This is a genomic window from Winogradskyella sp. ABM4_392 (genome assembly GCF_056160445.1).
The window spans coordinates 107,815-120,625 of record NZ_JBSWXE010000003.1 but is presented as its reverse complement, the minus strand read 5'-3'; the positions used below and the strand labels follow the sequence as shown (position 1 = coordinate 120,625).

General features: G+C 37.1%; 9 protein-coding genes. 4 read left to right on the top strand and 5 right to left on the bottom strand.

What is annotated here, in order from left to right; all coding sequences use genetic code 11:
• Positions 1 to 1,059: 1,059 nt before the first annotated feature.
• Positions 1,060 to 1,206, top strand: coding sequence for a hypothetical protein (locus ACXAFS_RS09265; RefSeq protein ID WP_475306523.1), 147 nt, complete (start codon positions 1,060 to 1,062; stop codon positions 1,204 to 1,206).
• Positions 1,207 to 1,224: 18 nt separating this feature from the next.
• Here ACXAFS_RS09265 and ACXAFS_RS09260 read toward each other — a convergent pair whose 3' ends face one another.
• Positions 1,225 to 2,211: an endonuclease/exonuclease/phosphatase family protein gene (locus ACXAFS_RS09260; protein WP_475306522.1), complete on the bottom strand. Its 987-nt coding sequence runs from the start codon at positions 2,209 to 2,211 to the stop codon at positions 1,225 to 1,227.
• A 176-nt stretch (positions 2,212 to 2,387) separates the two neighbouring features.
• Between ACXAFS_RS09260 and ACXAFS_RS09255 the strand changes: the two genes are divergently transcribed.
• Positions 2,388 to 2,912 (top strand): hypothetical protein, encoded by a 525-nt coding sequence (locus ACXAFS_RS09255; protein WP_475306521.1) that lies wholly within the window; start codon positions 2,388 to 2,390, stop codon positions 2,910 to 2,912.
• 457 nt (positions 2,913 to 3,369) lie between these two features.
• Here the strand turns inward: ACXAFS_RS09255 and ACXAFS_RS09250 are convergent, their stop codons facing one another.
• The 4 genes from ACXAFS_RS09250 to ACXAFS_RS09235 form a co-directional block, all read right to left on the bottom strand.
• Complete coding sequence (locus tag ACXAFS_RS09250; RefSeq protein WP_475306519.1) at positions 3,370 to 4,101, bottom strand: hypothetical protein; 732 nt, start codon at positions 4,099 to 4,101, stop codon at positions 3,370 to 3,372.
• Positions 4,102 to 4,188: 87 nt separating this feature from the next.
• Positions 4,189 to 7,446, bottom strand: a complete 3,258-nt coding sequence (locus ACXAFS_RS09245) for a S41 family peptidase (protein WP_475306518.1) — start codon at positions 7,444 to 7,446, stop codon at positions 4,189 to 4,191.
• An 84-nt stretch (positions 7,447 to 7,530) separates the two neighbouring features.
• Positions 7,531 to 9,234: a gamma-glutamyltransferase gene (gene ggt, locus ACXAFS_RS09240; protein WP_475306517.1), complete on the bottom strand. Its 1,704-nt coding sequence runs from the start codon at positions 9,232 to 9,234 to the stop codon at positions 7,531 to 7,533.
• On the bottom strand, positions 9,231 to 9,833 hold the full coding sequence (locus ACXAFS_RS09235) for an acyl carrier protein phosphodiesterase (protein WP_475306516.1): 603 nt from the start codon (positions 9,831 to 9,833) through the stop codon (positions 9,231 to 9,233). Before ACXAFS_RS09235 ends, ggt begins: the two co-directional genes overlap by 4 nt.
• 71 nt (positions 9,834 to 9,904) lie before the next feature.
• On the opposite strand from ACXAFS_RS09235, the gene glmM reads away from it, so the two are divergent.
• Positions 9,905 to 11,293 carry a phosphoglucosamine mutase gene (gene glmM / locus ACXAFS_RS09230; protein WP_475306515.1) on the top strand — a complete coding sequence of 463 codons (1,389 nt, stop codon included), beginning with the start codon at positions 9,905 to 9,907 and terminating at the stop codon, positions 11,291 to 11,293.
• 12 nt (positions 11,294 to 11,305) lie between these two features.
• A complete protein-coding gene (locus tag ACXAFS_RS09225) occupies positions 11,306 to 12,811 on the top strand; it encodes an aminotransferase class V-fold PLP-dependent enzyme (RefSeq protein ID WP_475306514.1) in 1,506 nt (501 codons plus the stop codon).

The following is a 12,811-nucleotide window of genomic DNA, read 5'->3' as shown; positions in this document are numbered from 1 at the left end:
AGCTCAGCAATGGCATAATAATGCTAAGCACATCAGGTTAAACTTTTCCCAGAAGCATTCTGGGACATCGTAAGGTATGTAGGGGAGATACAGCAAGCTACAAATCCGGATTTTATAGTTAGCACATATACGTTGGCTAAACTGCTGTGAGTCAAACATATAAAATTATTTTTTAACCACTTGTCGATTAATAATGTCATATTATCTATAAAAAATACATTTCATCGATGATTTTGCAATACAAGAGCAAAAACCAACCCCCATTTTAAAAGATTAGCAACCACACCCGAATACCCATTAGAAATTTCATAAAAATGAAAACTTATGGAAAATAAAGCAGTTGATTTTCAGATTGTTAGTGTGTTTAGGGACTAGTGGTCAGTAGTTAGGGATTAGATTATTAGACTTTTAGATTATTAGACTGTTAGATTGCTACGTCGCTATGCTTCTCGCAATGACACTTCAATTTAGATTGTCAAAATAGCATCGTACTTGCAATTCCGACACCGTCGGAAAACCAACAATTTTAAGAAGTAATGAGCTAGGGATTTAATTGGGATATGCATGAAGGATTGAAACACCAGACTCTAATATGTTATTAATTTATCAATTATTAGCGAATGGTGCTTGAGCTACTTCCTATAAATTGTTTTGATTTTTTGGTTCGTTTTGCATCAAGGCAAAATGAACGTAAAGAGATAGAGAATAAAGCTATAAACTCAATACTAGATTCCGTGTCAAGCATGCCTGACAGCAAACAGGTATCCAGAAGCAAATGACACTAAGTAACAAAAATTTCAGCTACAAAGAACAACCAAACCACATATGGAGCTCCTTCGGGTCTCCTTCGGGTCTCCTTCGGGTCTCCTTCGGGGTTGCTTCGGGTAATGCGGGTATCAAGTTCCTGTTCTTAGTAGTTAAGAAATAGCCTTTCTTTCAAAGTTTGTCTATAAACTTACTCTAATGTTAATAAAAAGCTAAATGTATTATATCTAATGGTTTAAGTCGTCTAAATGTCCGTTTTACATCGTATCTTTAGTAACGATAAAAACAAGTGCTATGAACTCATTTCAAAAATTAAGATTAAGACTGTTAAAGTCCAGGTTACAGGCCGCAAACATACCACAGCCAAAGGTGGAGTTATCACCAAAATCTAAAGACGCTAATAAGACCGTTAAGGATGATGATGCCTTTATGTTTATCTAGTACATCAACTAGAGCACACTACGATTCCCTTAACTTTACTGAAATAGGATAGTGGTCACTAAAACCGCTGGTATCAATCTTTTTACCCATACCACCAAAATGTTTGGGCACACCATAGGCACCAGACTTTACCATTTCAGGAAAACGCTCAATAGTTACAGAACCCGAAATTACTTTAATAGTGCTGTTGCTTTTTAGCATGTTCTCATTAGCCAAAAATTGATCGAGCATGTTAGGCTTATTTCCAAAATAAAAACTGGCAGTGCCATAATCCATCAACGGCCACATAAGGTTTAAGAAATAAGGAATACGACCACGTACTACACGCGCTCGACTTCGCAAAGCAATCGCAAAACGTGTGAGCGATTCATTAAAAGGCTCATCATTAAAGTCACCCATGGCTAGTACAGGAGTATCATCTCCATGCACCTCTCTAATACGTTGGTGGAAATAACTTAAGGTTTCACCAGCAATCTGTCGGTAACCTTCAGACTCGTACTGTCCACCACTGCGTGAAGGCCAGTGGTTAGCTATCAACACCAAACGCTGTTGGCCTTGGCTATGGTTGGTTAAAAAGTTAACTTGTAGAATATCTCTGGTGGCTGTTCGTCTAAGTACAAAATGGTCGTACACTTTAGGCTCGCCGTTTTCTTCTTCCACGCTAAAGAGATCCGCATCGTAGATAAAGGCTACGTCAATACCACGACGATCATCTGAGTCGTCATGCACTAAGGCATAATTCCGATTCAACACACCCATTTTCTGAATCAACAGATGAAGCACGTGGGCATTTTCAACCTCACAGACTCCCAGAATATCAGGGCCGTTGCCATTATTCAACTGCATAATAATACGGTTGAGTTGGTCTAACTTCTGATTCAATTGTGTTGGTCCCCAGCCTTTAACATCACTACCAATAGCACGTTGTAGTTTTTCGGTGCGCCTTGGCGAGTGTTCAATATCAAAAAGGTTTTCTAAATTCCAGAAAGTAATGTGGTAGTCCATATCGTATATTGTTTTGGGATACGGCTAATAATTAGTTGGTTATAGTGGATGTTTAAAAGTAGTGGATTTTAGACTAAAATCAAAATAGGGTTAGTGAAGGAAGATTCATAGATACAACGTGGAAATCTAACAGAGATTTAGTATACTTGTTACACCAATAAAAAATACAATCAAAAATGAAATTACTAGGGATAGGATCGCGCATTCATCATTCAGAACACGGCAAAGGAGTTGTGACTAATGTCACTTCAAAACACTATTGGGTGACCTTTATAGATAAGGGTTTAGAGACTTTAGCGCTCGATGAGGACTTTGAGGTTATTGAAGCCGCAGAGGATGATGTAGATACCGTAAGTTTTTATGAGGTTGAAAAAAGCCTAAAAGACATTCTTAAAAAATGGTCCGATGTCTCTGAGGTGGTTTCCATTGCGGATAAGTGGAAAGGTGGTAAACTTATTTTAGAACCTGGTGATACCAACCTACAAGGCAAAGAACTGCCAATAGATACCTTTTTTCATAAGATTACCATGGTACGTGATCGCTTGCGCGTAATGGAGCAAAAGATAAACTCAAGTAATCTTGAAGAACAAGAAAAGATTGATTTGCAGCAATACATTACCAGAAGTTACGGAAGTTTAACGAGTTTTAATGTGTTGTTTAAGCTGAAAACGCAGCAGTTTGTTGGGCAGCGGTCTAAGTAGTATTTAGTAATGAGTAGTTAGTGGTTGGATTGTTGGATTTCCACGTTTGTTGCTTGCTTGTAATGGTATTACGGCTTGGCTCAGTACAGGCTTTTATGGTCATGGTGGTTACTGATGCTATTCTTTTTTAATGGCTAAAAAAGAACCAAAAAAAGCCTTTTGCTGTAAGAGGGAATTACAAAGTACCGTTCGCTTTAGTACTTAGTGGTTTTTCTATATAATGGGATTTAGAGGTTGCCTACTTGATTTAGGTTTGTAATACTGTTTTTACAGCTCACTATTTCTGCTTACAGCGGTATTCCGACGTTGTCGGAATTTCAAGTTGGATTTAGTAGTTTGTGGTTAGATTGTTAGTAGTTAGTAGTTAGCAGTTAGTGGTTAGTAGATAGGAGGCAGTTAACAGTAGGTAGAAAGTAGTCTCAGTAATTCAATAGTACTATCTATCCGTACTAATGGATTAAAACTTTAGTCCTTTTACCTCTCCCATATCTAATTCAAAAACTAGGAATTTATGGGAGGTTGGTAACTTGGCGCCACTTTCGGTAGTTATCCATTGATCCCAAGATGCTTCAAGGCCATCAATAGGCAAAATATCTACCCACATTTGAAAGCTTTTTGGTCGTCCGTTTTCATCCAAATGCCATAGATAGGAATCGCCAGGAGTAGTCCCACCTTTAGTATAGGTTATAAGCAAAGACTTTTTGCCATCGTCTGATGTTACCAATCGACGTTCAGTTCCTTTGTCAAAGACTTTGTAAGGTGCCACTAACCAAAACGAGTCGTTATTAAAGTAGTCTGTGGCTTTATTGATGTAATCTTGTTTTTCTATACCATTGTATTCTTGCTGGCCAGCAAATACCTTTGAGTTATCATAGTTTTTAAAATCTAGAATTACGGTCATAGCATCCCATGATACTTCACAGGTATGGTCAGTTTTGTACCATTTGTAATGGTGTTTACCTTTAAACGTCCATTCTATATAATCGGTATTAAGGTATGCTTCTTCGTTTAGCGCATTTAACATGCTAGTCGCTAATTGATCAGCTTCTGTGCCTAGTTTTCCAGTAGGTAAGTCCTCGTTATACTTCAAATACATAAACCCAAAGAAGAGTAGTGTAGGTAATGTAAAGAACACTATGAGTCCTCCTATGATTTTAAATATGCGTTTAGTCTTTGAGGTTTTTGGCATTTTAAGATTCTTAATATTACGAGTAATTAATTTTCGGTGCAATTGTAATTTGCCACAGAACAACATTACTCGTAATGAGTTGTATTATTAATTATCAGATTTGTAGCCCTTAGGACGTTTCCAACGTACAGGAGCTTTTGGTTCTGGTTTTAATTCAAACTCGTTTTCTTTTAAAAGCTTTAGTGCTTCTTGTACCGCACGTTCTAATTGAGGATCATTTCCTTTTGAAGTTTCTTTAGGATGCTGAATCACTTCAATATCTGGTGCAACACCCTCACCTTCTACAGCCCATTCACCATTTACATCATAGAAACCTCCACGAGGCGCAACCATACGTCCACCATCAATAAAACGTGGAGTATCCCAAGTACCAACAAGTCCTCCCCAGGTTCTTGTACCGATTAGTGGTCCTAAGTTTCTCATTTTAAACATGTAAGGAAGTAAATCTCCACCAGAGCCAGCACGCTCGTTAATCAACATAACTTTTGGTCCCCAAATACCTGCAATAGGTGTGGTCCAAGGGCGTTTGTCGCCAGCTTTACTGTTAAAGTAACCGTAGATCTCTCGAGACATAATATCCATCATATAATCTGCCGCAGAACCACCACCATTATTACGTTCGTCTATAACAACCCCTTTTTTATCTTGCTGAGCGAAATAATATCTGTTGAAAGAGGTAAAACCTCCACCACCAGTGTTTGGTACATAGACGTAAGCGAGTTTACCATTAGATAATTCATCAACTTTACGACGGTTACTCTCAATCCAATCGATACTCCTTAAGCTACGTTCATTACTTACAGGTTTTACAAGTACGCTACGAGCATTGGTAAGTGTTGGTTGCGAATTTACCATTAAGGTAATTTCTCTGCCAGCAGTTTGCTCTAATAAGGCATAAGGATTTGTTTTGCTATTTAATGTTTTTCCGTTAATCGCCAGGATGTAATCTCCTTCTTTAACGTCAATACCTGGTTTTGCCAAAGGCGCATCAATATTAGGATTCCAACGTTCTCCAGTGTAAATTTTAGAAATCTTGAAGTTGCCATTGGTTTTTTCAAAATCACAACCTAGCAACCCAACAGCGACACGGTCTACGTTAGGGAAATCACCACCAGAAACATAAGAATGTCCAACAGCAACTTCACCACTCATTATATCCACTACGTAGTTTAGGTCTGTTCTGTGACGTACATGGTCTATCCAAGGTGCGTACCATTTGTATACTTCGTCCCAAGGTGCACCATGCACATTATCTACATATAAGAAGTCTCTCATGTAGCGCCAGCCTTCTTTAAAAATTTGATGTGCTTCAGCTTTAGGATCTAACTTTATTTTGATGTCAATCTTTAAGTTGTCTTTTCCTGGTTTTGGTGGAGCAGATGTGCCTGTTAATACCCAATTACCATTCTGGGAAAGCAAAATAGATTTTCTGTCGTTAGACGCTACCATTTGCGAAACGCCTTCAGCAAAGTCCGAAGCTTTTTCTTTTTCAACATCATACGAATGTACTTTTAGTCCTCTAGCATTAGGAATAGCCTCGGCAATAAAAACCGTGTTTTTAGGACCTTTTAGTAAAGCTATGTAGTTCCTGTCAGGTAAGTTTAGCGCCACAGCTCTATCGAAAATACCATCTTTATCAATTGTTACTGTAACTCCATCAGATGATTTTTTATCGTTCTTTTTATCCTCTTTCTTATCATCATTTTCCTTCTTTGCTTCCTCCATGTCACTTTTAGGAAGGTTAGGTGCTTTGTCATTTTTACTTAAAACAACTGCATACAAACTTCTGGTAAGGTTAGCTGCAGGATCGTAATTACTCATGTCTAACCAACCACTTTGTAATCCGTAGTTGGTACTCGCCAATGTATAAAGGTATTTCCCAGACTCATCCCAAACTGGCGTAATGGCATCAGCTATAGGATCTGTAATCTGAATCACTTTTTTAGAGTCTATGTTGTAAGCAAAAATGGCTTTAAAATGATTTTCTTGCTGTTTTGCGTATGCTATCCACTTGCTGTCTGGTGACCAAACAGGATTCATAGAACGGTTAGGATGCGCATATCGGTCTGTATCAATCTTTTTAGTCTTTTTAGTTTCAAGATTAATAATCCAAACGTTATAATGTGTGTCTGTATAAGCGATATGCTTACCATCTGGAGACCAATCTGGTTGAAAGTAAAACGTTGGATTTGGCAACGAAATCGCTTCGACATTATCACCATTTTGATCTGCTAGCATTAATTGGTATTCGCCACTTTTGTCAGAAAACCAAGCGATTTTATCACCATTTGGTGACCATATAGGATTTCGATCTGCAACAGCAGGTGAGTTGGTAATATTTTTCCATGTACCGTTTTCTTTAGGTTCAGTAAAGATTTCACCACGATGTTCAAAAATAGCACGCTTTCCTGTTGGTGAAACATTAGGATTTATTAATTGTCTGGCAGAAACATTATCCCATTTTGTTCTGTAGAAATTGAGATCTGCTTTAACATCAATATTTAATTGCTTTGTTTTGTTTGTTGAAGGATTGAAAACGTGAAGATAACCACCTTGTTCGTAAATCAATTTATCATCACACGCATCTAAACTTTTTACATCAAACTTTTTATGAAAAGTTACTTGATTTTCTTCTTTAGTTGAAGGGTTAAAAGACCAGATGTTCATGGTGTAATCGCGTTCGGACATAAAATACACCAGTCCGTTTAACCAAACAGGATCTAAATGACGCTCCTTTGTTGGTTGCGATGTTCTTACTAGGTCTTTTGTTTTTAAATCTACAACCCAAATAGGCATTGCTTGTCCGCCACGATAGTTTCTCCACTCAGCATCCCAACCTGTAATAGGAGTATAGGCGAGATGTTTGCCATCTGGAGACATTTCTCCGTAAGCTGCTCTGGGAATATCTAAAGCTTCTGGCAAACCACCATCTGTAGAGACTGTGAAAAATTTATTGGTCATTGTTGGCTGTGCTTCTCTTCCGGATCGGAATAATACTTTGCCATCTGGTGTCCATCCTTGCACAAAATCACCACCAGGATGATAGGTAAGTCGTTTTGGTTCTCCACCTTCAGCAGGCATAACAAATACATCAACATTGCCGTCGTATTGCGCTGTAAAGGCAATTAGTTTTCCGTCATTAGAAAAATGAGGATTAGACTCATAGCCTTCATCACTGGTTAATCGTATTGCTGTGCCACCATTTAGAGATGATTTCCAAAGATCGTTAGCATATACAAAGACCACATCATCCCCATGAAGTGTAGGTTGTCTTAATAATTGAGTGCCTTGAGAAAATGAGAAAATAGAAGCGCATAGCGCTACAATTGCAATGTGATTTTTCATATCTGGTTGGTTTTAATGGTGGTTACTAGTTGATTGATGTAGCTAAAGATACGATATCCTCAAATTGAAAATTTAAAAACAATGTTAAAACCCAACTGCAGTATCGTCTCCTCTATGGTCAGCACCACCTTCAAGTGTGCCATCATCCAAAACTAAAATACCATCTACTTTACCAATTACAGGAGAACGTGTTTGGTTGATGTTGTATCCTAAATTTTCTAATTGTTTGATAAGGTTTTTGTCAAAAGAATTTGGTTCCATTCTAATTTCATCTGGCAACCATTGATGATGAAAGCGTGGAACATCAACTGCATTTTGCATTGTAAGTCCAAACTCATGCACATTAAGAATGGTTTGTAATACAGAGGTTATAATTGTAGATCCACCAGGTGTGCCTACTGTCATGAAGAGTTCACCTTCTTTTTCTACAATAGTAGGTGTCATAGAACTCAACATCCGTTTTTCTGGCGCAATGCTATTAGCTTCTGCACCAATAAGACCAAAGTAGTTTGGTTCGCCGGGCTTGCTGCTAAAGTCGTCCATTTCGTTATTAAGGAAGAAACCTAATTCTTCAGCATACAATTTAGAACCATAAGCACCATTTAGTGTCGTGGTTACAGCAATGGCATTTCCGAATTGATCTACGATAGAGTAGTGCGTGGTTTCATCACTTTCATAACCAACAATATTACCATGTGACAAGTCATCTGAAGGAGTCGGTTTTTCAAATGAAAAATTATTTATTCTATCTTGAAGATAGACATCACTCAATAAAGTTTCTGTTGGGATGTCTACAAAATCTGGATCACCTAGATAATAGCTTCTGTCTGCATAGGCAAGCTTTTCGGCTTCGACGATAACCTGAATGGTTTTTAAAGCGTTGTGACCATAATCATCTAAATCGAAAGGCTCAATCATCTTCATAATTTGCCCTAAACAAATACCACCAGAAGATGGAGGAGACATGCTGGTGATGGTTAAATCGTCATATTCAAAAGTTACAGGATTTCGCCATTTGGCTTCATATTTCTTTAAATCTTCAAGTGTAATAATACTGCCTTCAGATTGAAGAAATGATACTAGAGTTTCTGCGGTTTTGCCAGTATAAAATTCATTTCTGCCATAATCAGAAATACGCTGAAGTGTTTGAGCTAAAGCTTTGTTTCTTAGTGTATCTCCGACTTTAATAGATTTATTAAATAGTATTTGTTTTTTGTTTACGGCAGTGAAAATACTATCGTATGCAGCGAATCGTTTTGCTTGTTTTTTGGTAACAACGAAACCGTTATTTGCTAGTTCTATGACAGGTTTTAATATAGTTTTTATATCGAGCTTACCATATTTTTTTTGGGCTTCAAAAATACCTGCAATTGTTCCTGGAACTCCAATAGCCATGCTGCCAACAGTGCTTAGGTTTTTTATCACATTACCATTCTCATCGAGATACATGTTTTTTGTTGAAGCCAGTGGAGCCTTTTCTCTGAAATCTAATGCTCCTTTTGTGTCATCAGCTAATCTAAAAACCAAAAACCCGCCACCACCAAGATTACCAGCATAAGGATAGGTTACCGCCAAAGCCATTTCGGTTGCCATCATAGCATCAAAAGCATTACCACCTAGTTTTAGAATTTGTACACCAATCTCAGAAGCCTCCTTTCTGGCGCTGACAACCATTGCTTTTTCTGCAATAGTCCCACGTCTATTAACCTCTGTTTTTTGTTGTTTTGATGCATCTTTACAAGCAATAAAACTGAATAAAATTAATAATGTTAATAAGCAGTTTTTCATAGTTCGAATCGCTTTTTTATTTCAATTAGTTTTGAGTTGCTGTAGGCTCTTAATTCTTCAAAAAATGAGGTAAACTCATGTTCAAAATCTGAGTAATGTTCTTTTAGCTCTTTAGTAGCTTCATTCATTTTAGATTTGCCTTTTGTACGTTTGTTCATACCGTTTAATACGAGTTGAATACCTTCAACCGTGGCATAGCTTAAAAGCCAGTTGCCTTCAATCATTATTGGTGTTAAATGTTTGAAGCGATCTGGTAAAATTTCAAAATTAGCATTTAGACTCTGGTAAAAACCATCTATATATTTTGCTAATGGAATATTTGAATATTCTTGCCAGTTTTTTGCCAAGAAATGGTCATAGAAAATATCCACTATAACTCCACTATAATGCCCATAATTTTTGTGCAAACGCTTGGTGCTTTGTCTAAAAATAGGATGTGCATCTGTAAAGGTGTCAATAGCTCTGTGCAACAAAATTCCAGCCTGAACTTTTTTAGGATAAGCTTTATATTTATTGCCTCTAATGCCATCGGCAACAAAATTTCCGATGGTTAAGAGCTCATCGTCTCCAGATAGATAAATGTGGGCGAGAAAATTCATAGGTTCGAATTTACAAATTCGTAATAACAAAATAGTATTAACATGTTATATTTGCTCAAAATCAAAAATCTATGACTTTAATTAAATCTATTTCAGGAATTCGTGGAACTATTGGAGGTGCTGTTGAGGACAATTTAACGCCAATTGATGCAGTAAAATTTGCAGCAGCTTACGGTACTTGGCTAAAGCAACAACGCAATAAGGACAACTACAGAGTTGTGGTTGGTAGAGATGCACGTATTTCTGGTGAAATGATTCAGAGTTTAGTAATGAATACCTTAGTTGGTATGGGAATTCATGTTATAGATTTAGGCCTATCAACAACACCTACCGTTGAGGTTGCTGTACCAATGGAACATGCAGATGGTGGTATTATTTTAACAGCAAGCCATAACCCAAAACAATGGAATGCTTTAAAATTATTGAATCATAAAGGTGAGTTTTTAAATGGAGTAGAAGGCAAGAAGATTTTAGATATTGCTGCATCTAACGATATGACATTTGCTGAGGTGGATGATCTTGGTAAGATTACTAAAAATGATGCGTATATCGACTTGCATATCGATGAGGTTTTAGATTTACCGTTAGTCAACAAAGGTGCTATTGAAGCCGCTAATTTTAAAGTAGTAGTAGATGGTGTAAATTCTACAGGAGGTATTGCGATTCCATTATTATTAGAGCGTTTAGGTGTTGAACCTGTAAAATTGTATTGCGAACCAACAGGTCATTTTCCGCATAATCCAGAGCCTTTAAAGGAGCACTTAGGTGATTTAGCAAAAGCTGTGGTAAAAGAACATGCTGATTTTGGTATCGTGGTAGATCCAGATGTAGATCGTTTGGCATTTATGGATGAAAAAGGAGAAATGTTTGGTGAAGAATATACTTTAGTGGCTTGTGCAGACTATGTGTTGAGTAAAAATCCAGGAAATACCGTTAGTAATATGAGTTCTACACGTGCCTTACGCGATGTTACCGAAAAGCATGGAGGAACTTACGAAGCCAGTGCAGTTGGTGAGGTAAATGTAGTAGAATTAATGAAGAAAAACAACGTAGTTATTGGTGGTGAAGGTAATGGAGGCATTATATATCCTGAGTTACATTACGGACGCGATGCGTTGGTTGGTGTTGCTTTATTTTTAAGCCTTTTAGCAGAGAAGAAAATGTCTGTAAGTGCATTGCGCGCAACGTATCCAAATTACTATATGAGTAAGAAGAAAATTCAATTAACACCACAATTAGATGTTGATGCTATTTTAAAGACTATGGAAACTAATTATAGTCACGAAACATTAACAACTATAGATGGTGTAAAAATTGATTTTGCAGAAAGTTGGGTACACTTAAGAAAGAGTAATACCGAACCTATTATTCGCATTTATACCGAAGCTCAGTCGCAAGAAGTTGCAGATGATTTAGCAGATCGTTTTATTGCTGAAATAAAAGCTATCGCTAATATTTAGTATCTTTAAGTTATGATTTCTGAAGCAAAGACACATAACACATCAACGCTAGAAGCTTATTTTGAGCAATTCAGGAAACATATTGTTGGTCAAGATCAGACTTTTATATCTCCTTTTGGAGAACAAAAAATAATCTATACAGATTGGACGGCTTCTGGACGTTTGTATAGACCAATTGAAGAAAAATTGCTAAATGAGTTTGGACCTTTTGTGGCTAACACACATACCGAAACGACAGTTTCTGGTACAGCTATGACAAAAGCGTATCATAAAGCTAAACATATTATAAAACACCATGTTAATGCTAATGAAGACGATGTTTTAATCGTTACAGGAAATGGAATGACAGGTGTAGTTAATAAGTTTCAACGTATTTTAGGGTTGAAAATTCCTGAAAACCTAAGAGATTATACAACTGTGCCAGATGAAATGCGACCTGTTGTTTTTATTTCGCATATGGAACACCACTCTAACCAAACCTCTTGGTTAGAAACTATTGCCAAGGTAGAAGTTGTGCCACCAGATGATAACGGTTTATTCTGTTTAAAAAATCTTGAAGTATTATTAGAACAGTACAAAGACAGAACATTAAAAATTTGCTCTATTGTTGGTGGATCTAATGTTACAGGTATACAAACACCATATCACAAAGCAGCTAAGCTTATGCATCAGCATGGAGGTGTGTGTTTTGTGGATTTTGCATGTTCGGCACCTTATGTAGATATCAATATGCACCCAAAAGATGAAGAAGAACAGCTTGATGCTATATTTTTCTCACCACATAAATTTTTAGGAGGACCAGGTACTTCTGGTGTGTTGGTTTTCAATAAGAAATTATACCATAATATGGTACCAGATTGTCCTGGTGGAGGTACTGTAAGTTGGACGAATCCTTGGGGAGAACATAAATACATCGATAATATTGAAGACAGAGAAGATGGTGGTACACCAGGATTTCTTCAAACTATAAAAACAGCCTTATCCATTAAGCTGAAAGAACAAATGGGTGTCACCAATATCCTTGAGCGCGAGCACGAGCTTATAGATATTATTTTCAGCAAGCTGCAACCGGTTTCTAACATTAATATTTTGGCTGGTCAGCATCAAGATCGTTTAGGTGTTATTTCGTTTTATATCGATGATTTACATTACAATCTTGGTGTAAAATTACTGAACGATAGATTTGGAATACAAACTCGTGGTGGATGCAGTTGTGCTGGTACGTATGGACATTTTTTATTACACGTAGATCAGCAAACCTCTAAAGAGCTTACAGACGAGATTTCTATTGGAGATTTGGTGCGCAAACCAGGTTGGATTCGTATGTCTATTCACCCAACTACTACTAATAAAGAGATTGCGTATGTCTGTAATAGTATAATCGACTTAGCCAAAAATCACGAAGAATGGGCTAAAGATTATGAATACTCTCGTTGTAATAACGAATTTATCCATAAGTCGTTAGTAGAAAAGACTTCAAGTGATGTAAATGTTGATAATTGGTTTAATCTAGATTAG